19 protein-coding genes and 1 tRNA gene are annotated in these 20,384 nt (G+C 67.3%); 12 read left to right on the top strand and 8 right to left on the bottom strand.

What is annotated here, in order from left to right:
- Window positions 1-32: 32 nt before the first annotated feature.
- From DJ019_RS17350 to DJ019_RS17335, 4 genes are read left to right on the top strand one after another with little or no spacing between them, the layout of a single operon-like run.
- Window positions 33-2,552: a hypothetical protein gene (locus DJ019_RS17350; protein ID WP_205854197.1), complete on the top strand. Its 2,520-nt coding sequence runs from the start codon at window positions 33-35 to the stop codon at window positions 2,550-2,552.
- Window positions 2,542-3,645 carry a HAMP domain-containing protein gene (locus DJ019_RS17345; protein ID WP_111277380.1) on the top strand — a complete coding sequence of 368 codons (1,104 nt, stop codon included), beginning with the start codon at window positions 2,542-2,544 and terminating at the stop codon, window positions 3,643-3,645. Before DJ019_RS17350 ends, DJ019_RS17345 begins: the two co-directional genes overlap by 11 nt.
- A complete protein-coding gene (locus DJ019_RS17340) occupies window positions 3,642-4,031 on the top strand; it encodes a cyclic nucleotide-binding domain-containing protein (RefSeq protein ID WP_111277378.1) in 390 nt (129 codons plus the stop codon). The genes DJ019_RS17345 and DJ019_RS17340 overlap by 4 nt, the downstream gene beginning before the upstream one ends.
- The gene (locus DJ019_RS17335) at window positions 4,028-5,278 is read left to right on the top strand and encodes a hypothetical protein (RefSeq protein ID WP_111277376.1); all 1,251 of its coding nucleotides are present in this window, start codon (window positions 4,028-4,030) and stop codon (window positions 5,276-5,278) included. The genes DJ019_RS17340 and DJ019_RS17335 overlap by 4 nt, the downstream gene beginning before the upstream one ends.
- Here DJ019_RS17335 and DJ019_RS17330 read toward each other — a convergent pair.
- Window positions 5,255-5,587: an STAS domain-containing protein gene (locus DJ019_RS17330; protein WP_111277374.1), complete on the bottom strand. Its 333-nt coding sequence runs from the start codon at window positions 5,585-5,587 to the stop codon at window positions 5,255-5,257. The genes DJ019_RS17335 and DJ019_RS17330 overlap by 24 nt on opposite strands.
- Before the next feature lie 104 nt (window positions 5,588-5,691).
- Between DJ019_RS17330 and DJ019_RS17325 the strand changes: the two genes are divergently transcribed.
- The 4 genes from DJ019_RS17325 (at window position 5,692) to DJ019_RS17310 (ending at window position 8,526) form a co-directional block, all read left to right on the top strand.
- Window positions 5,692-6,102 (top strand): ATP-binding protein, encoded by a 411-nt coding sequence (locus DJ019_RS17325; protein WP_111277372.1) that lies wholly within the window; start codon window positions 5,692-5,694, stop codon window positions 6,100-6,102.
- Window positions 6,103-6,108: 6 nt separating this feature from the next.
- Complete coding sequence (locus tag DJ019_RS17320) at window positions 6,109-6,570, top strand: SET domain-containing protein-lysine N-methyltransferase (RefSeq protein ID WP_111277370.1); 462 nt, start codon at window positions 6,109-6,111, stop codon at window positions 6,568-6,570.
- A complete protein-coding gene (locus DJ019_RS17315; protein ID WP_111277368.1) occupies window positions 6,567-7,775 on the top strand; it encodes a type III PLP-dependent enzyme domain-containing protein in 1,209 nt (402 codons plus the stop codon). The genes DJ019_RS17320 and DJ019_RS17315 overlap by 4 nt, the downstream gene beginning before the upstream one ends.
- Window positions 7,776-7,839: 64 nt before the next feature.
- Complete coding sequence (locus DJ019_RS17310; RefSeq protein WP_111277366.1) at window positions 7,840-8,526, top strand: TorF family putative porin; 687 nt, start codon at window positions 7,840-7,842, stop codon at window positions 8,524-8,526.
- A 60-nt stretch (window positions 8,527-8,586) separates the two neighbouring features.
- Here DJ019_RS17310 and DJ019_RS17305 read toward each other — a convergent pair whose 3' ends face one another.
- Window positions 8,587-10,506 (bottom strand): PAS domain S-box protein, encoded by a 1,920-nt coding sequence (locus DJ019_RS17305; RefSeq protein WP_276310037.1) that lies wholly within the window; start codon window positions 10,504-10,506, stop codon window positions 8,587-8,589.
- A gap of 164 nt (window positions 10,507-10,670) precedes the next feature.
- On the bottom strand, window positions 10,671-13,010 hold the full coding sequence (locus tag DJ019_RS17300) for a TonB-dependent receptor (RefSeq protein WP_111277362.1): 2,340 nt from the start codon (window positions 13,008-13,010) through the stop codon (window positions 10,671-10,673).
- Window positions 13,011-13,564: 554 nt separating this feature from the next.
- On the opposite strand from DJ019_RS17300, the gene DJ019_RS17295 reads away from it, so the two are divergent.
- From DJ019_RS17295 to DJ019_RS17285, 3 genes are all read left to right on the top strand, one after another.
- A complete protein-coding gene (locus DJ019_RS17295) occupies window positions 13,565-14,017 on the top strand; it encodes a hypothetical protein (RefSeq protein WP_111277360.1) in 453 nt (150 codons plus the stop codon).
- 798 nt (window positions 14,018-14,815) lie between these two features.
- Window positions 14,816-15,109, top strand: a complete 294-nt coding sequence (locus DJ019_RS17290; RefSeq protein WP_111277358.1) for a toxin-antitoxin system TumE family protein — start codon at window positions 14,816-14,818, stop codon at window positions 15,107-15,109.
- Complete coding sequence (locus tag DJ019_RS17285) at window positions 15,106-15,456, top strand: HVO_A0114 family putative DNA-binding protein (protein WP_111277356.1); 351 nt, start codon at window positions 15,106-15,108, stop codon at window positions 15,454-15,456. Before DJ019_RS17290 ends, DJ019_RS17285 begins: the two co-directional genes overlap by 4 nt.
- Window positions 15,457-15,939: 483 nt before the next feature.
- On the opposite strand, the gene DJ019_RS17280 is transcribed toward DJ019_RS17285, so the two are convergent.
- Window positions 15,940-16,016, bottom strand: a tRNA-His gene (locus DJ019_RS17280).
- A 40-nt stretch (window positions 16,017-16,056) separates the two neighbouring features.
- On the bottom strand, window positions 16,057-16,851 hold the full coding sequence (locus tag DJ019_RS17275; protein WP_165844060.1) for a LytTR family DNA-binding domain-containing protein: 795 nt from the start codon (window positions 16,849-16,851) through the stop codon (window positions 16,057-16,059).
- Between the two features lie 128 nt (window positions 16,852-16,979).
- Between DJ019_RS17275 and DJ019_RS17270 the strand changes: the two genes are divergently transcribed.
- Window positions 16,980-18,125, top strand: coding sequence for an acyltransferase family protein (locus tag DJ019_RS17270; RefSeq protein ID WP_165844059.1), 1,146 nt, complete (start codon window positions 16,980-16,982; stop codon window positions 18,123-18,125).
- Window positions 18,126-18,186: 61 nt separating this feature from the next.
- Here DJ019_RS17270 and DJ019_RS17265 read toward each other — a convergent pair whose 3' ends face one another.
- From DJ019_RS17265 to DJ019_RS17255, 3 genes are read right to left on the bottom strand one after another with little or no spacing between them, the layout of a single operon-like run.
- Entirely contained in the window at window positions 18,187-18,891 is a 705-nt protein-coding gene (locus tag DJ019_RS17265; protein ID WP_111277350.1) for an energy transducer TonB, read from the bottom strand.
- A gap of 10 nt (window positions 18,892-18,901) precedes the next feature.
- Window positions 18,902-19,336: an ExbD/TolR family protein gene (locus DJ019_RS17260; RefSeq protein ID WP_111277348.1), complete on the bottom strand. Its 435-nt coding sequence runs from the start codon at window positions 19,334-19,336 to the stop codon at window positions 18,902-18,904.
- 5 nt (window positions 19,337-19,341) lie between these two features.
- A complete protein-coding gene (locus DJ019_RS17255; RefSeq protein ID WP_111277346.1) occupies window positions 19,342-20,250 on the bottom strand; it encodes a MotA/TolQ/ExbB proton channel family protein in 909 nt (302 codons plus the stop codon).
- Between the last annotated feature and the right edge of the window lie 134 nt (window positions 20,251-20,384).

Below are 20,384 nucleotides of genomic sequence, written 5' to 3'. Positions count from 1 at the left end.
CGTTAACGCGAGGGGCAAGGGTGCTGCGGCTGTTGAACCGCCTGTTCCGGATCGAAACCGGCGAATGGCCAAAGCTGCTGCAGTTCGGCCTGTTCGGCCTGCTGCTGCAGACCGGCATGGGCGTCGGATTCGCCGCGGGCGACGCCGCCTTCCTGAGCCACGTGGGTCCGGACAGGCTTCCGCTCATCTTCCTGCTCACGCCAGGCGTGATGCTGGTCTACACGGCGGTGTTTTCGGTTCTCACCGTCCGCCTGTCGCCGGACCAGATCGTCGACGTGACGCTCGCGGCGCTCATCGCCGGCGGCGCCCTGCTCTGGGCCTTCATCGAACTGAGTCCCCCGGCCTGGGGCGGCGCGCCGTACTACGCGTTCAAGCTGTACCTGGCGATGTGGTACATCGGCATCTACACGCTGTTCTGGACGTTCACCGACGCCTACTTCGACATCCAGGACGCCAAGCGCCTGTTCCCCCTGTTCGCGGCGTTCTGCGCCTTGGGAACGGCCTTGGGAGCGCTGATCGTGAGCCTGTTCGCCGGGCGCCTTCCGATGCACGGTTTCCTGCTGGTCTGGTCGGGCCTGGCGCTTCTCACAGCGCCGGTGGCCCGGCGGCTTCGCCTACGCTGGCGGCGCCTGTCGGACGGCGAGGTGGACCTCGATGAAGAGCCGGCGAGCGTCGGCGCACAGCTCGCCCAGGTCGCCCGTACGTTTCGAACCTCGCCCTATGCCGCGGCCCTCGCGCTGACCATGTTCGTCACGCTGCTGCTCACCAACCTGGCAGAATATCAGTACGCCGTGATCCTTGAGAAGGGACGGAGCGAAGCTGAACTCGCGGCCCTGTTCGGGCGCCTCTACGCGGCCGCCAACGTCTTCAACCTGGTGGTCTGCCTGTTCGTCTTCAATCGCCTCGTGACGCGGATCGGCGTGCGGAACGTGGCCCTTATCCTGCCGGCGACCTACTTCATCGTGTTCGCCGTCTTCTTCCTGGCGGGCGGGACACTCGCGGCCCTGGCGGCGTTCTTCGCCTATCACGGCGTGCTGACGTCCATCGAGTACAACAATCAGAACCTGCTGTTCAACGCGACGCCGTCCGATGTGAGACGCCCCCTTCGGACCGTCGTCGAGGGCATGGCCGAGCCGCTCGCCAGCTTGCTCGCCGGCGGGTTCCTTCTGACCATGGCGACCCAGGTGGACATGCGCGAGCTCTCGGGGATTGGCGTCCTGCTGGGCGCCGTGCTGATCGCCATCGTGCTGGGCCTGCGCCACCTCTATCCACAGGCCATGGCGGCCAATATGCGGCGGGGTTGGCTCAATTTCGGCGAACTGGCAGCCAGGGCGCCAGGGCCGCAGAGGGGGCCGGCCTCTGACGCGTCGCATGCATCGGCCGACCGGATCGCCGAGGGTCTGGCCGGGCTTGACCCCAGCGCCCTGAAGGCGGCCGTGGGGGCGCTGCGCACCGCGGCGGGGCCTGGCGATATCGGGGTGGTCACTCCGCTCGTGTCGATCCTGCCGAACCTGGATCGCGAGGGGCGTGCCGCAGCCCTGGAGGCGCTCGCGCGCATCGGCGACGTGGAGACCATCCCCCAGGTGCTGGGCGCGGCGCCGCAGCTTGGCCCGCGGGACCTTCGCCGGCTTGAGGCCCTGATGGTCGAATTCGGGGAGGCCGCGGTCCCCAGGCTCATCCAGGTTCTCGCCTCACCGCAGGCGTCGTATCGCGCCCGCTCGGTCGCCGCACGCGCGCTAAGCGACCTTTCGCCCGCACAGTTCGAAGCGCAGCTCCACCCCATCGCGAATGACGAGCTGGATGAGGCTGGACGATCCCTCTACCTCGCCGAGCACTTCGAGTCGGATGCCGAGCCATCGCCAGCCCTGGCCCTGCTTGCGCACGCCTACCGGGAGCGCGTCGGCCAGGCAGTGGACTTCGTCCTGGAGCTCCTTGCCCTCGGCGGTCGCCTCCCGGATTTCGACCTCCTGGTGGTCTCGCTCCATTCCGCGAATCCGAAGGTGCGCGGCAATGCCATCGAGGCGATAGCCAGCGGCGTGGACCATGCCACCTGGAGCCGCCTGGACCCGTTGCTCAATCGCCGGACAGCCTCCCACCAGATCCACGAGCCCGGCGATCTGGTGACCCGGCTGGAAGACGCCGCCAGGTCGCGCCGTGGCTTCGAAGCCCTCTGCGCCGCCCAGGCCTTGCGCGACCGGGTCGCGCCTCGCGAAATGCCCCAGCGACTCCGCGGAGCCGTCTCGCTTGAGACGCCCTCCGCGATCCGCGAGAGCTTCGCCGTCCTGATGGGCCTCGACGAGCGCCCGACCCTGGTCGACCTCGTCTGCGCGATCCGACAGCGGTCCGACTTCGCCCCCGCCTCGCTCGACGCCCAGCAGGCGCTTGCTGAACGCGCGGCGCCCGACGCCACAGGCGCAGGCGCGATCGAGCTGCGGCTTCAAGGACGAACCTGGTGGCTGGACGCGGCGGATGTTGAGGACCTTGCGGCGAGGTATCCGGACCTGGCGCTGGCGATGCTGAAGGCGCGGGACGCCCGATCCTATGCGGCCTGACGGAACCCCCATCGAAGCCCTGATCTGGCGGACGTTCACGCCCGCCATCGTGGTTCTCGCCATCGCGCTCGCCGCGCTGGTCTATACGCGGCTCTATGAGACCATCCTGGACGGGTTCTCCCGCCAGCTTGTCACCACGAGCGCGCTCGCCGGCGCGCTGATCGATCCGGCGGACCACGAGTGGCTCACCGAGGCGGCGACAGTGCGCGCGCCCGCCGATCTCGTCGAAGCCCTGCCCGCCTACCGCCGCAACGTCGAACCCTTGCGTCGCATACGCAACGAACTTGGACTGACCTATCTCTACACACAGGTGTTGGGCGGGACGAAGGACGTGATCTATGTCCTGGACGCCACCGAGGGCGAAGAACACTCGGCCCTCGGCGCGGAAGACGAACTCACGGCGGAGACGCGGGCCGGGCTCGCACGGGTGGCGCGGGACGACGCCATCTACATCTCGCCGATCGAGTTCCAGGAGCAGTGGGGCCTCCTGAAGACCGCCGCGGCGCCCATCCGCAACCGCAGCGGAAAGGTCGTCGCCACGGCAGGGGCCGACGTCAACATCTCGGTGATCGAGGTCGCGACCCAGAACGCCCTGTTCGCCAGCGCCCTGATCGGCGCCGCCTCCCTCGCCGCCTGTGGGATCGTGACCCTGGTGATCGTGCGCTGGGTGGCGCGGCCCATTGAAGGCCTCAAGGCCGACGCCCTCCGCATCGCGGCCGGCGATCGCGCCCCCCCGGATCAGAGGGGCGGCCCCCGCGAGGTCGCGCGGGTGCGCCGGGAGCTTTCGGACGTGGCAACACGTCTGATCGCGGCCATGCGCACCAGTTGGAGCGACATGCAGACGACGGACCATGCGAGGAACCGTGCCGCTCTGGAGTCAGCGCTTCCACCGGCCACGCCAGTCGTCGTGACCGTGGATGGCGGGACGCGGGTCATCTGGGAGCCAGCCGATGACGAACTCGCCTCGCGGCTGGAGGCTCGCGCGATGGCTTCGCTCGCGGCCCGCCTCGCCGCCGATCCCGCCCTGGCGAGACGCTGGCGCGTCCTGGCGGCGCCGTCTCGCGGGCGGCTGCGGATGGAGGCTGAGCCATGAACGGCGCGGCTGTCGCCGAGAAGCTGAGGGCCTTGCGCGCCGCAGCGCCTTTCCGAGCGTTGGACGAACCTGAACTCCAGCTCGTCGCCGAGCACGCCCGCCTGCGCGCGTTTTCCGCCGGCGAGGTGATCCTGGCGGCGGGGACGGTCGCGGATGCGCTGTTCGTCGAGGCTGACGGGAGCGTCTTCGTGGCAGGGCGGCCGGCGCCGCCGGTTTTCGACGCCCCCGGACTGCTCTTCGGTCTTGCCGCCACGGCCGACTATGTGTCCGGACCTGAGGGATTCAGGGCCCTGGTCCTGGCCAAACCCCACGTCTTCACGATCGCCCGGGAGTGTCCCGAGTTCGTCGTCGGATTGCGGAACCTGCTGGACGGCGGTCTTCCATGAGGCTCCAGCGCGGATTCCTACTGCTCATCGTTCCCCTCTTCCTGCTGCTGGCGGGGATCAATGGCGCCTTGCTCTATGTCTGGGAGCAGGCGGAGGCCGAGCGCGGTCTTGAGAAGCAGGCCCTGGCGGCCGCCGTCGCGCTGGCGGCGTTCGCCGACGACCCCGACGATCTCATCCTGCGCCTGAAGGAACCCCATCGCGCCGAGGCGCTGCGTCGCGCCATCGCACAGGCGCCCGGCCTGAGGGGCGTCTACCTCGTCCGATCCGACGGCCGATCGGCCAGGATCGCGGGGGCATACCCGATGCAGGACCTCGGCCCCGTGCGGCGACCAGACAAGCCGATCGCCATGTCCAGGTCCCACGGTTCCGCTGGCCGGGCCGTAACGTCGGCCCTGGCGCCCGCGGGGAAGGACGCCTTCGTCGTCGCACAGGTCGACGCCGGGCCCTTGATGGCCAGGGCGTCCATGCTGCGGCGGGTGCTGACGGCCCTGCTCCTCGCCGCCGGCGCGCTGGGGATGCTGCTCGCCAGCCTGACCGCGCGTCGGATCGCCCGTGAACTGTCTCGGACGTCGACCGCGATCAAGGCGCTTGAGACCGGCGCCCCCTTGGACAAGGTTGAGGGTTTCAGGCTCCGCGAAACGCGCGATCTCGCCCTGGCCGTGAGGCTGATGCAGACCAGCGTCGCAGCGCGCCTTGCGCGCGGTGGCCACGACCTGGCCCGACGCGATCGGCTGCGTACCGAAGATCGCGCGGCGAAGATCTATCGCAACGGCGCATTCCCCCCGGTCGTCGCCACCATGGGCGGCGCAACAATCGCGGTTCGGGCGCTGGGCGAGGCGCCGGCCGGCAGCTTCCACGCCACCTGCTCAACCCGGAACCACGGCGCATTGGTGATCGGGGAATGTGCAGCCGATACGCCCGGCGAGGCCGTCGCGCTGGCGCTGGCCGCCAGCCGCTTCCTGACGGATCACATGCTCGATGGCGCCCCCGAGGCCCGGCTGAAGGAGGCCTGCGCCGCCTTCGCAATCGCGAGGTTCGACTGGCTGATCTGGCCAGCCGAGGCGCCGCCCCCTGAACCACGAGCCGCGGCTGTCCTCGATGGGGGAAAAGCTGGTCAGGCCCTGGAGTACGTGCATCGGGCGGCGACGCTTGAGCCGGAAGCCGTGATCGAGGAGATCGAGGCCCTGTTCCCGGTGGATGGCCTGATCGGCGTGGTCCGCGCGTCAGCCGAGGGCGGCCAGCGCTGAGTCCAGGTCGTCCTCGAGCGTGAACAGGCTGGTGAACCCGCTGATGTCGAACACCTCGCGTACGGCCGGCGCGATACCGCAAAGGACGAGCCGGTGACCGGTGCTGCGCGCCGCCTTGGCGCCGAGGAGCAGGACGCGGAGGCCGGCGGAGCTCACATAGGGCACGGCGGCGAGATCCAGCACGACCTTCCCCTGCGCCTGGACGCGGGCCGGAAGCACGGCTTCCAGTTCACCGGCCGACCCGGAGTCCAGCCGCCCTTCCGCGCTGATCACGCAGGCGCCATCGCGGATGTCTTCGCGGATCTGCATGGACAACCCTCGCGGTCCGGCAGCGGCGCCGTTTGAGATCGCCGCCACCGGCGACTAGACTGCAAAGGTGAGTCCCCGCAAGACCCCCGGGACGGTCGGGCGATATGGAAACGGAATTCTCCCATACGCTCGCCGCCGGCCGCGCCGGACTCCCGGCCGCGCTCGACGCCCTGGAGGCGTGGTTGAACGGACTTGGCCTTGCGCCATCGGTGACGGGCCCGGTCATGGTCGCCGCCGACGACATCTTGAGCAACGTCCTCGACCATGGCGGGGCGCAGAGCGTGGGCATCACCGCCCGCGCGGTCGCGGGCCTCGTGACGGTCGAGGTCGTGGACGACGGCGAAGCCTTTGATCCCCTGGCGGTCGAGGCGCCGGACACCACCCTTGCGCTGGAAGCCCGCGACGTAGGCGGGCTCGGCGTTCATCTCGTCCGCCGACTCATGGACGAGGTGCGCTACGAGCGACGCGACGGTCGCAACCGTTTGCGATTCTCAAAGACCTTTGACGCACCCTAGGGGACGATGTCCGTTACCGCACAACCCATCCGCGACCCTGATGATGCCCTGGAGGTCTGCGACACCGGCTCGGCCCACGGCCTGGGCGTGCGCACCCTCGCGCCGCGCCATGCAGGCGAAACCTTCCATCGTTTCACCGGCGTGATCAGCCCGGAACTGCGGCAGCACAGTCTGCAGGTCACCGAGGATCTGCACATCTCCGAGACCCGGTTCATCGGCTATCTGTCGCATAGTTGCGAGCCCAACTGCCGGCTGGACATGGTTCGGTTCGAGCTCTCCGCGCTGCGGGACATCGCTCCGGGCGAGCGGCTGACGATCGACTATGCCGAGACCGAGGACCGGCTCTACCGCCAGTTCGCCTGCGAGTGCGGTGCGCCGGACTGCCGGCGTTGGGTCACGGGCCGCCGGGAACTGCCGGCCCCCGAGGGGCAAGCCCACCTTGCCTCGCTGAACCTCGGGCGCCGATGACGCTGGCGCCGTGGTGGTCGAGGACCGACCTCGGCTATGTGAACGGCCGGCTGCATCTGGCTGGCGAAGACCTCGCCAAGCTCGCCGCCGAAGCCGACGGGCCGCTGTTCGTCTATTGCGCGGCCAGGATCGAGGCGAACCTCGTGCGGCTGCGTGACGCCCTGGCGACCATCGGCGCCCCGACGCGCCTCTACTACGCCATGAAGGCCAACCGGTTCGCCCCCCTCCTCCGGAGGTTGGCGGTTCGGGGGCTCTGCGGCATCGACATCTGCTCACCCGACGAGCTCGACCTGGCCCTCGCCTGCGGATTTCGCGCGAGCGACGTCAGCTTCACCGGAACGGGCGTCGCCAGGCGCGACCTCGACCGGTTGCTGGCGCACCCGGACCTCGTGATCAATTGCGACACCATCGGCATGATCCGCCGTATCGGCGAGCGCGCGCCGGGCCGCGAGATCGGGATCCGGGTGAACCCCGGGTGCGGCGTCGGCTACGGCGACAATGCGCGCCTCACCTACTCTGGGGCGGAAGTCACCAAGTTCGGAATCTACCGCGAGCAATGGGCCGAGGCGCTGGCGACGGCGCGCGCCTTCGGGCTCCAAGTCCGGCGGCTGCATTTCCATGTCGGCTGCGGCTATCTCGAGGCTCAGCTCCCCGCATGGGACGCAGCGGTCGGGGAGGCCCTGTCGTTCCTCGACACGGCGCCGGAAGTCTCGGTCGTCAATGTGGGCGGTGGTCTGGGCGTACCTCATCGGGCGGGCGACGCCCCCCTGCCGCTCGACAGCTGGGCCGCCATCTTGGCGCGGCGCTTCAAGGGCCGAGGCGTCACCGTGGCGGTCGAACCCGGCGACTACATCGTGAAGGATGCAGGCGTGCTCCTGCTGCAGGTGACGGACGTCGAGATGAAGCGGGACGTCGCCTTCGTGAGCGTCGATGGCGGGTTCAACCTGGCGCCGGAGCCTGCCTACTACGACCTGCCGTGCGAGCCCGCCGCCTGCGCGCCGCGCAGCCTCGACCGCACGACCTGGCGCCCTGTCACCGTGGCCGGAAACATCAACGAGGCGCTCGATGTCTGGGCGAGGGACCACCTGATGCCCCCCATGCAGGAGGGTGACCCGATCGCGCTCGTCAACGCCGGGGGTTATGCCGCTGCGATGAGCTCGAACCACTGCATGCGCGGCGCCTTCGGCGAGCGCCTGCTGGGCTAGGCGCCAAGGTCCGGTTAAGCAATTCGGCTCCACAAGGACGTTTCCGACCGTGAAGGAACCGTCCATGGACCGTCGCCAGCTCCGCTCCGCCTTCGCCGTCGCGGCGATCCTCGCAGCCGGCCCCGCCGTGGCCCAGGAGGGGCCCGAGGTCTCGTTCAATGTGGGCGTCGCCACCGACTACGTCTTCCGGGGCGTCAGCCAGACCGACGAGGACCCGCAGGTGTTTGGCGGAGTCGACGCCACCGCCGGCCAGTTCTACGTCGGCGCCTGGGCCTCCAACGTGGACTATGGCGACGGCACCGACCTCGAATACGATCTCTACGCTGGCTACACGCCCACGATCGGCGCGGTGTCCCTGGACTTCGGCGTCTATTTCTTCGGCTATGTCGATGCGCCGACCGGGGCCGACTACGACTATGTGGAACTGCAGGCGACCGCCAGCCTGCCACTTGGACCGGCGACGCTCGGCGCCGGCGTCTACCATGCGCCTGACAGCTACGGCGGCGTGGATCATTCCACCTATGTGGAAATCAACGGGGCCTATTCGCCACGGGACAACATCAGCTTCAGCGCTGCGCTTGGCCGCCAGACCTTCGATGGTCCGGGGGACTACACCACCTGGAACATCGGCGTCGGCTACAGGCTGACCGAGACCCTGGGGCTCGACCTCCGCTACCATGACACCGACCGGCATCGGTTCGGCGAAACCTATGGCAGCCGGGTGGCCGCAAGCCTCACCGCAACGTTCTAGGGTCGTCACTCAGGGCGGCGGCCGCCCACCGCCCTCGAGGGATATCGACAGGCAAGGGCGTCAGCCGATGCTGGCGGCGCCCTCGCCGCAGGCAGCCAGGGCCAGGGCCAGCGCCGCGGGATCGACCGGCTTGCCCACCACCCCGAAGAAGCCCTGACAGGAGGCCACCTCCGCCTCCGGATCGGCCGTGAAGGCGAGGACGGGAACCGCGCGGTTCGGTCCCTCAGCGGCCCGCAGGCGCTCCAGCGTCTCAACACCGTCGAGCCCGGGCATGCGAAGATCCATGAGAACGGCGTCGAACGGCTCTGCGGCCATGACCTGAAGCGCCGCTTCGCCCCCATCGACGGTCGTGACGACGACGCCCAGCATGTCCAGGAGTTGTGCGGCCAGAACGCGGTTCGCGGCGTTGTCGTCGACCACCAGAACCCGCATGCCGGCAATGCCCGGCGCCTCCGGCGCGGACCGGCCGGCCTCGACCACGGCGGGCGGCGCCGGAAGCCGAAGGGTGAATGTCGCGCCCTCGCCCGGCGCACTGCGCACCGATACTTCCCCGCCCATCGCCTCGGCGATCCCGCGGGTGATCGCCAGGCCAAGGCCGGCGCCGCCGTACCCCCGGGCGCGCGTCCCATCGACCTGACTGAAGCGCTGGAACAGCTCTCCCTGCGCCTCCAATGGAATGCCCGGCCCGGTATCGCTCACCTCGACGCGGATCCAGTCCGGGAGATCGTCGGTCCGAAACGCCAGGCCGACCCGCCCCTCCTGGGTGAATTTCAGGGCGTTGCCGACGAGATTGAGCAGCATCTGACGAACCCGGTCGGGATCGAGACTGACGGCGTCGGCCAGATCCGGATCAAGCGTCAGGTCAAGCTGGAGTCCCTTGGATCGCGCCGTCTCCTCGAAGATGGCCGCCACTTCCTCCGCCAGGACCGCGAGCTCGGTCGGCGTCGGGCGGATCTCGAAGCGCCCCGCTTCCAGCTTGGAGAAGTCGAGGACGTCGTTCACGAGGGCCAGAAGGCCGCGCCCCGCCCACTCGATGCGCTCGATCTGATCGGCGGCGTCCGCCGGGAGATCAGTCCGGCGACGAAGCAGATCCGTGAAGCCCAGCACCGCGGTGAGCGGCGTGCGGATTTCGTGGGTGATGTTCGCCAGGAACTGGGCCTTGGCCTGCGCGGCCTGCTCGGCCGCCGCCCGCGCGGCTGCGATCTCGGCGGCGGCGATGACCTGCGTGTGGACGTCCCGAACTACGTCGAGGATGGTGGTGACTTCCCCGTCGCCATCATGGATGAGGCTGGCGTTCGACTCGAACCAGCGCCACTCGCCCGTCACCCCATGACGCGCGCGCCAACGCAGTCGATCCACGCTCCCGGTCTTCAGAAGCCGGCCGACCCCGGCCTTGACGACCCCGATGTCATCCGGGTGCAGCCGGTCGACGAACCGCTTGCCGATCAGGTCCTCCGGTCGCCAACCCGCGAGCCGGACCGAGGGGCTGACATACTCGGCCTCGCCCCTGAGGTTGGTGAGCACGATGATGTCCGACGTCGTCTCGGCGATCGTGCGATAGCGCGCCTCGCTCGCCCGCAACGCCGCCTCCGCTACCCGCCGCGCGCCGATGTCCTGCGCCTGGCCCAGGAAGTGCCGGATCGAGCCGTCGCGGTTGCGGATCGCGGAGACCGACAGGTGAACCCACGCGACGCTTCCGTCGAGGCGTAGATAGCGCTTCTCGACCTCGTAGCTCTCGCATTGACCGGACCCGAGACGGCCCATGAGGGCCGCGGACTCAGCGCGATCGTCGGGGTGGGTGATGCCGGGCGCATCCCGCGCGAGCAGATCGGCCTCGGCATAGCCGGTTATCCGACAGAATGCCGGATTCACCCGCAGGAACGCCCCGTCCAAGGCCACCACCGCCATCCCGATGGATGCGTGCCGGAACGCCGCCTCGAACGTCGCGTCCTCCGGTCCTACCGCCTCAGCCTCGCTCAGCTTCCGCCCCTGTCACCCTGGCCTCAACATCCTGAGACCATAGAAGAGTGACCGGAGTCGTTAAGCTCACAGATATTTGGCGAGACCGTTGGTCGCGGGCCTTGGCCGGCCGGCCACCAGCATACACCCCGCGGCGCTCCGAGCGGAACGCCGCGGGCGATGGCCTAGAACTCGGTCGACAGCGTGAACTGCACGGTCCGCCGCGGGCCCGGTCGGAACGTCGCCGGCGTGTTGATCGTGGTGCTGATCGTGCCGAGATAGTCCTTGTCGAGCAGGTTATCGACGTTGATCCGGGCCTTCACGTTCTTGAGATGGCCCCAGTCCACGCCATCCCCGAGGTCCACGTAGGCCGCCAGGATCGTGTAGCCGCCGGTGGTCTCGGTGTTCAGGAAATTGGTGTAGCGCTTGGAGATCGTACGCGCCGAAAGATTGAAGATCGCCCCCGCCGTGGGCTCGAACGTCACCCCACCCTGGAAGACCCACTTGGGGAAGTCCGGCACCCGGTTTCCGGCGATCCGGAACGTCGCGAAGTCATCCTGGAACTCGGAGACGTTGTACGACAGGTTGCTGTTGAAATAGACCTTGCCGCCGAACGCCTCAGGCTTCCACTGGCCGCTGAATTCGGCGCCATGCGCCTCCACCGCACCCACGTTCTGGAAGAAGGTCTCGGTCGTCGTGCTGCCGGGCACTGGCGAGGCGAACGACTGCAGCCGGTTCGCGAACCGGGTGAAGTAGGCGACCAGCGAGGCGTTGAAGGTGGGCCGGTTCGTCCGCAGCCCGATCTCGTAGTTCTTCGCCCGCTCGGCGTCCGGCCCGGGGGCAGCGGGGCTCGCCAGGGCGAAGATATCGTCAGCCCCGCGGGGCAGCGCCAGGTTTTCCGAGTACGACGCGAAGACCTGCTCCCGCCCGAAGCTCCAGACCGCGCCGACTTGCGGCAGGAAGTAGTCCTTCCAGTTCGCCGTGATCCGCGGCTGGCGGCGATTGATGAAGTCCGCCGGGTTTCGGTAGCCCTCGATCGCATAGTCGATATCAAGCCCCTTGAAGCCCAGATCGAGCTTCAGCCGATCGTCCAGGAGGCTCACGGTGTCCTTCAGGAACACCTGCGTCGTCTTGCGGGTGGATTCGAAGTTCCGCTGCAGGTGGACCGGCTCGTTGAGCAGCGGCGCGCCATCCGGGTGGCCGTTCTCCACGTTGTAGCGCTGCTGGGTGCGGTGATAGTCGTCATCCTCGTACCAGGCGCCGGCCTGGATCGTGTGGACGCCCCAACGCCAGACGAGATTGCTGTTCACGCCCTTCCGCGTGCCATCGATGGTGGACAGGCCGTACTGGATGCCACGCGGCGCCGTCAGTCCAGCCACGATGAGGCGCTGAGCGTTGTGGCTCGCCAGCGAGGTGGAATACGCCTCGGGCGAGACGCCATAGCCCTCCTTGTCTTCGAAGTAGCCGGTGACCGACAGGTCGATCGCGTCGGTCAGCGCCGTCTTCAGCGTCAGGCCGTAGAGGTGGTCTTCCCGGCTGTTGATGGCGAACTTGTAGTACTGGTTGTAGGCCGCGTTGGAGTACGGCACGCCCGCCGCTGTGATCGGCAGCGAGGTGGCGCTGGCGGTCGAGCCGAGCGCGCCGGGGGTCGGAATGTAGCCGAGATAGGCGAAATCGCGTCCGCTGCGGCCGAAGAGATCTCCCGCGGTCCCGAGGTACTGCGCCTTGTTGAGCGAGGGGCTGTCATAGTCGAAGTACTTGTTGTGCACCGTCTGGAATGTCAGCGAGCCCGCGCCCCAGCGGTAGCGGACCTGACCCTCATAGTGGTCGCGGTCGATGGTCCCCGGCCCTCGCCACAGCTCGCCCGAGACCGTCGAGGCGCTGACGAAGGCCGAAAAGCCGTTGTGCTCGCCGGTGTCGATCCGCCCGAACGCGCGGAGCAGTTCGTCGCTGCCGCGGCTGAAGCTGATCCGGCCGCCGAACGTCTCGGCCGGTCCGCGCCCGATGTAGCTGACGATGGGGCCCAGCGAGGCATAGCTGGCAAGCGAGACGTCGCCCGCGCCGGACGAGGCGGTGACGCGGGCCAGGTTCTCGTTGTCGACATAGCGATAGATCGGGCTGCCGCCGAACTGATCCGAACGCCCCATCGGGATGTCGTCCAGCAGGAAGCCGATCTGCTGGAAGTTGAAGGCCCGCACTGAGACCGAGTTACCGAACTCGTACATGCCCAGCGCGTCGTTGGCCTGGACGTTGAAGCCCGGCAGGCTCTCCAGCATCTTCAGACCGGTGATCCCGGCAGGCGCCGAGAGCAGCGCGTCGCTGGTGATCGAGACCGTGGCCGTCGGCTCGTCCGTCCCGATGGCGACCGTCGCCTCCGAGAGGCGCGCGCCGGTCACGACCAACTCCTCGACATCCGAGGGCGCCGACTGCGCCCAGGCCGGTCCTGCGATCGCCAGGGCCGTCCCCGACACCAATGCAAGCTTCAGTAACCGGGCCGCACGCGCGCGACCTTCCCCATAGTTCATGATGATCCCCTTGTTATATTTGTGGTCTGTCGCCGGTCACGCTGGGCGTCGCACCGGTGTCGCGCCAACCCGCGGCGGCGGCGCCTCGACCAGAGTCCGTCCCGATGCCTACGAGTTCGACGCCCAGACGCCGGAGTGCACAGTCGTTGGACGAAACGCGGGCCGGCGTCGGGACGTCGTGCGGCCGGGCCGACGCCGCCGACGCTGAGGGGAGTGCGCAGGAATCGCCCGCTCTCACACGCCAAGGCGGCGCGCGATGCCTGGCGCCGGCGGCGTGCCGGACACTTGAAGTGTGAGAAAGGTCGCTGAAAACGAAAAAGGACCAGGAAGTTCCCCGGCCCTTTCTAAGTCTTGCGATGGTACCGCCCTCCCGGATCGAACGGGAGACCTCCAGAGCCACAATCTGGAGAACGCGTTGCCTTTTCCATGAGTTGGCTACGTCATCGGTCTATCGCGCCCTACGTCTGACAGGGAGGCGCGCGGACACGGTTGCGGCGTTTCGATCCCGACGATCGCGGCTTGTACAGTTGGAACAAAACACGTACGCACGACCGATGAGTTCAACCCTGTTTGTCGTCGAGATCCGGAGTTGGGACTGGCCCCTCCACGTTGGGGTGAGGCCGCGTCCCGCTAGTGCGGAACGCGGCCTCGACGACGATCTGATGTGCGTGGAAACCATCGCGATCGAAGGGCTCGTCCTGGAGCCGCAAGAGCATCGATCCAAAGTCATACACATTGGACTCTTGCCGTTGCCACGCGATGTCATTTTCCGAGATCGCGACGAGCGGGACGTCGGCAGCCTGTACACGGAACACGAGGAACACAAAGATCTCGATTTCTCTGCAAACCTGTTCCTGCCTGAGGACACTCTGCAAAGGGTGATCTTCTGCCTTGGCTCGATCTGGCGCCAGATCCATATGTGGATTGACGACGACGCTGAGCCCCAATCAGTCATCCATTTCGGGTTCTCGGCAGAGGCTCCGGCGGACCCGACAGGTGAGGCCTAGTTCGGCGACAGCCACCGCGCCGACGGGATCAGCTCAGCGGCGACGGCCGCCTCTCGTTTCAAGATGAGGGAAGCCGATCGTGCCGTCGGGCCTTAGGCAATGGGCGTATCGCTCAGACGCTGTTCCACGACAAATTGTGACGTCGCTGGGTCGCGGCAATCGCCCGCAGATCTGGCTGTCAGATTCAAGCTGCAAATCACACTCCTTCTTGTCCCGCCGCTCAGGCTGCTGAGAACGACCCTGGCCATCTCCCCCAGAGCGGGGGCTGTAGTTGGGCGGAAACGGCGATTGGCCACCAACTGGCGGGAGCGTGCCGGGCCTTACCCATGGCAATTCGCGCAGCCTTGCGGCGACCAGTAGTCCCAGAAGCCCGGCGATCTCGCCGCCGCCGCTTGAACGTATGGGCCGGCTCTGCCCTCCACCTTGAGCGAGAGTTCATCGCCTCCGGCATGATATTGCCGAGCAGAGCCGAAGGCCGCCGATTTTCCAACTGCCCCGAACCTGTCGGAAGCAGGTGCAATTGCGCCTCTGGTGGTATTGCCGAAGTCGGATGCAGCCCTGCTATTGGGTTCCGAAAAGACGGAATTGTATGCCTGCTCTGCAGCCGCCGTTCGCTCGGCCTCGATTTCATCGGGCGTCCTCAGGTACCATCGTCTAAGGGACTCGCCTTTCAGGCGCGCAGGATCAACCTGGCCATAGCTCATTCACCACTACGCGCGGCCTATTCCTCGCCGAGGATTATGACATAATTTGACACATGTCTCTTGACGTCATAGTCGAGCATGCATAGCTACACCCATGCCGTCCGCAGAACTGCTCTTTCACTCGAAGCGCGTCTACGACGATGGTGCGATCGTTGAGCTGAAGATCTGGCTCCTTGAGAGCCCGGTTCTCGGCTCAGGCCACACCCTCAAGTATTCGCTCTTCTACGGCGAACGCGGCGCTCGCCTTGTTGGGTACGACAACGAGCGTGGGAAGGGCGACCACCGCCACTACGGCGACCGGGAAGAGCCATACATGTTCAGGTCCGTAGACCAATTGATCGCGGATTTCGAAGCGGACGTGGCGAAGGTCAGAGGCAGGACATCATGACGAAGGAAGTGAAGGTTCAGGTTGGAGGGACCCTCCGCGACGATCTTGTCGCGTTCCGCGAGGCGTGGAAGCGGGCCGAGGGCGGAGACTTTCAGAAGGAACGCATCCTCTCTTTCGAGAGCTGGGAAGGCCTCGCCTCGGTCATGACCGGCGAACGCTACCGGCTGCTGCGGCATCTGCATTCCCACCCCGAGAAGTCCATCAACGCACTCGCCCAATCGCTTCAAAGGCAATACCGCCGCGTCCATGAAGACGTGACAGTGCTCGAGAGAGCCGGACTGGTGGAGCGAGCCAATGGCGAGGTCCGGGCGACGGCAGACAAGCTCAATGCGGTGGTCGTTCTCTAGCTGTCGTTGCCGAGAGGTTGTTCACCCGGACCCAGGCGAAAGGCCGCCGATATCGGCCTGGGGTCCTCCTCGCCTTTCAATATCAACGCGGGAACACCCAGAGCCACAATCTGGGGAGTACGGCGTGTTTTCAGCGAGTTAGGAAGGGCGACTGCCTACCTGAACGGCGGCGCTGAGCGCTGCGCACCCTCGCCTTTCGTCACCAACTCCCCATCGCAGCAACAGCAGCTGACTGCGACCAGGACCTATTGGACAGGCAAAGCATGACAGCAGCCCCAACTCATTCTCGACCTACCGACGCCAGGCGAGCCGTTTGCGGATGTCCGACGATGGCGCTGCGCTGATATCGGCGCTGCGAGAACGGGGTGCCGGAACAGGCGCTGAACGCGATCTGTCTAAAGGGACGTCTAGAAGTGTCTAATCGGCCCATCTCAGCGTATCGCCGGATCACCGGAAAATCCCGACGTTTCAACGTCGGAGCGATGGTACCGCCCTCCCGGATCGAACGGGAGACCTCCAGAGCCACAATCTGGCGCTCTAACCAACTGAGCTAGGGCGGCGCATCGCGAGCGCGCTTTCTAGTCGTGTGACGCCGCCCGATCAAGGCTCCAGCAGCGGGCGCCGGTAGCGACGTGATCCCGCGAGTTCTCCGCCCCTGCTGAGGCGGACGACGAAATCGCCAGATGGCTTGGTTTCCACCTGGCGGACAGCGGACCGCCGCACGAGGCGCGAGCGATGGATTCGGACGAAATCCCGGCCCGCCAGCTGGCGCTCCATCTCGGCCAGCGAGGACCGGTGCAGCAGCGACCCTGCAGCCCGGTGCAGCTCGACGTAGTTGCCGGCCGCCTCGATCCAGTCGATCTCGTCCACTGGGACATAGATGCGACGCGCGCCGTCGCGGACCTCAAGCCTGTTCCGGTCGGGCGCAGCGGTCGTCCCCCCTGATCGCCGCAGCTTCGTCCACGCCACGTAGAATAGAACGACCGCCACGTAGATCGGCAGGTCCTGGCGCAGTTCGTAGGGCCAATCCCGAAGCGGCTGAAGCGGCTCGTAGGTCGCGCCGGCGAGCCCATAGATCGCGCTCCGAAGCAGGCCCATGACCGTCACGTGAACCAGGAAGATGGCCAGGAAGGTCGCCAGATGGATCGCGGCCAACTGGACGACAGCCGCCCTGGACGGCCAGGCCCGCCTCGTCGCCCACATGACCACCGGCAGCAGGCAGAGCAGGACGATCACGCTCGTCCCCTCCCACACCGCCGGCTCCCAGACAGGAATGGGACGGCCAACCCGCGCCCGATCGTCCACGACATTCAGGGTGTTGAAGACCGTCACGGCCAGGCCCGTGACCGCGGCGATCGCCACGAACAGCAGATCGTCCCGCCTCCCGCTCGTCACCAGAGGCCCACCGCTCGTCCCTGGGGTTCCGCGGTCCGTCACAATCCCTCCGCCGCGCATCCCTCGCCCGTGGCGGCAGGCGGGGCCGCTGCGGCATGGCCGAGATGTTCACTCACCGGAGCCGCCCCATGACTCTCGCCACGCCGCGCAGGCACGACCTGGATGCATTGCGCGTCGCCGCATTCCTGCTGCTGATCCTCTACCACCTCGGAATGTTCTACGTGCCCTGGGGGTGGCACGTGAAGAGCGACCACCTGGTCCCCCAGCTCGAACCCTGGATGGGGGCGATCAATCCGTGGCGCCTGACCCTATTGTTCGTGATCTCCGGCGCCGCAACGCGGTTCATGGCGGTTCGCATGCCGGCGCCTGTCCTGGCGGCTCAGCGAACGCAGCGGCTGCTGATCCCCCTCGCCTTCGGCATCCTGGTCGTCGTCGCGCCGCAAAGCTGGGCCGAAGTGGTCGAGAAGAACGGCTACGCCGGCTCGTTCCTCGACTTCTGGCCTCGCTACCTGGGCTTCGATCAGAGCTTTGGGATCATCCTCCCGACCTACAACCACCTATGGTTCGTGGCCTACCTTTGGCTCTACACGATGCTGGCGATCGCCACGCGCCCCCTTTGGGAACGCCTGGATTGGCTCGCCGCACGGATCCTGAAAGGGCCAGGCCTCCTGCTGGTCCCGCCGGCGCTCTTCGGCCTGTACCTCGCCACGGCTGGGCGCACGTGGGGCGAGACCCACGTCGTATGGGCGGATGCGTACGGCCACCTGCAGTATGGTTCAGCTTTCCTGCTGGGATTGCTGCTGGCCCGCATGGACGCCGCCTGGGGTCTCTTTCAGCGCCTCCGCACTGGGCTGGCGCTCACGGCGGTTGTTCTCCTCGCTACGGGACTGGCGCTCAAGGACGTCGAGACCGGCGGCGGCCCCGGCGCCATCGGCTTTGCGTTCCTCCGCGAAGGCTACGCTTGGACGACGATTTGCGCCCTGTTCGGCTACGCCCGCCGCTACATCCGCTCGGGATCGCCGATCCTCAGCACGCTCACCGAAGCCGTCTTTCCATTCTACATCATCCATCAGACGACGATCGTGGTGGCCGGACATCTGCTGAAGCGGCTTGAGCTGTCGCTTACCGTCGAAGCGGTCACGATCCTCGCGCTCACCATCGGAAGCTGCTGGGCCACCTACGCCATCGCGCGCGCCGTGCCGATGCTGCGGCTTCCCCTTGGATTGAAGCCCCTGCCACGCCCGTCGGCGAACCAACCCGCCGCTGTCGGATAGCAGAAAAAGAAAAGGCCCCGGTCGCGTCAGCGACCGGGGCCCATTCGTTCGGCCTTGAAGATCAGCCCTTCGGCAGGGTGAACCGGAGCGGAATACGCACCGTTCCCCCGTCGACCGGCTGGCCGTCCCGCGTCTGCGGACGCATCTTGAACAGCCGGCTCATCTTCATCGCGGCGTCACCGAAGCCCATGTCGGCCGGGTCTTCCGAGATGATCGAGCAGCTCTCCAGAGTGCCCCGCGCGTTCACCGAGCAGCTGAGGGTCGCACGACCTTCAACTTCCATCCGCTGAGCGCGGTCCGGATAGTACCGGGCCAGGTCATCGGCGGACGGGCGACGCTGCCAGTCCGGGTTGGTGATGACCGACGGCCGCGGCGGCTCCGGCGGCGGCGCCGCGGGAGGCCGGGGCTCCTCGATCCGACGCTCGACCGGCGGAACCGGCAGCGGCGGGATCGTGGGGACATCGGCCACGGCGACCGGCGGTCGCGGCTGCAGCTTCGGCGGCGGCGGCGGCGGCGTGTTCGGCGGCGGAGGCGGCGGAGGCGGCGGAGGCGGCGGCGGAACGGGCTTGATCAGCGCCACGTCCGTCACCTCGTCCGAGTACTCCTTGTACTTCGGCTCGAACCGCGTCTTCCACAGGTACAGCCCCAGCAGACCGTGCACGATCACCGCCCCGATCAGGGCGACGATCACGCCAGGCCGGGCTTTCGGCTTCGGATCGTCGAACGGGTTATGCCGAGCGAGAGCTTCGTGGTGAGTATCAGACATGGGTCACCACCTAGCTGTCGTCTTCGCCGACCAGGGCCACGCTATAGAACCCGTTGTCCTGCAACATGTTCATAACGCCCATGAAGTCGCCGTAGAGCACGTCCTTATCCGCACGGATGAAGATGCGCTCCTTCTCGGGGTTCCGCGACTCGCCCAGCTGTTTGCGGAGGTCGTCGCCCAGCATGGCCAGGTCGGTCCGGAAATCCTGGATGAACAGGTTCCCGCCCGGCTGGATCGAGATGTAGACCGGCTTCGGGGGGTTGGTGCCGGGCGGTGCGACGGCCGGCGGCAGAGCCACCTTGACCGTCACGGCCGCCATCGGCGCCGCAACCATGAAGATGATCAGAAGAACGAGCATCACGTCGACGAAAGGCGTCACGTTGATGTCGGCGTTCTGACTCTCCTCGTAGCGCCCGCCCCCTCCGCTCGAGAGTTTGGCGGCCATCTAGATTACGCCCCCTTGTCGAGCTGCCGGGAGATCGCGTTCATCAGCTCGGCCACGAACCCTTCCGACCGCGCGCCGAAGGCGGAAATGCGGGTCTGGAAGTAGTTGTAGAAGATAACCGAGGGGATGGCGGCGAACAGGCCCAGACCGGTCGCGAGCAGCGCTTCGGCGATGCCGGGCGCGACGACGGCCAGGTTGGTCGTGTTGGTGTTCGCGATACCGATGAACGAGTTCATGATCCCGTAGACGGTGCCGAACAGACCGATGAACGGGCCGTTGGAGCCGACCGAGGCCAGGTACTGCATGCCACCCGAAAGGCGACGGGTCAGGGCCGCCTGGACGGCGCTCACCGCGTGTTGCGCGCGATCGATCGTGGTGTCGCGGTGCTCGCCGGTAATCGCGAGGCCAGCCTGACGGCTGAGTTCGATTTCCTGAGCGGCCGCGGCGGCCATGTCGGCCAGCGGGTTGCCATCATATTCTTCGGAGAGCGCGATGCGGCTCATGTCGGTGATCGACTTGGCGCCGCGGAAGGCTTCCACGAAGTTGTCCGACACGCGGGTCAGCGCACGGAACTCGAGGATCTTGGTGACGAGGATCGTCCAGCTCAGCACCGAGGCGAGAGCGAGGCCGATCATGATCACCTTCACGACGGGGTCGGCGTCCATGAACATGGTGCCGACGTTGAGCTTGCCAGCGTGCTTCATGGTCGGCGGATCGGCGGCTTCGCCAGCCGGGGCCGCAGCGTCAGCGGGGGCGGCGGCAGGCGCGGCGGCGGCCGCATCGGCGGCGGGGGCCGCAGCGGCGGCGTCAGCGGCCGGGGCGGCGGCGTCCTGAGCGAACGCCGGCGCGCTCACGCTCAGCGCCACAGCGCCGAGGAGAGCGGAAAAGGTCATCTTCAGTTTGTTGTCGAGCATCTGTCGCCAGTTCCTGGTTGGTCTAGCACGATTGGCCGGAGGGTCGTCGCGCGAGAGCGTCTCCACCCTAGTTGAAACAAGCCCGGGGCCCCAAACTGCAAACGCAGCTCGTGACTCCAGAGGCGCTGTCGCGG

It is taken from the genome of Phenylobacterium kunshanense (assembly GCF_003254525.1).
GTDB classification, from domain to species: Bacteria; Pseudomonadota; Alphaproteobacteria; order Caulobacterales; family Caulobacteraceae; genus Phenylobacterium; species Phenylobacterium kunshanense.
The sequence above is the reverse complement of the archived record's forward strand: the minus strand, read 5'-3'. Positions and strand labels throughout refer to the sequence as shown.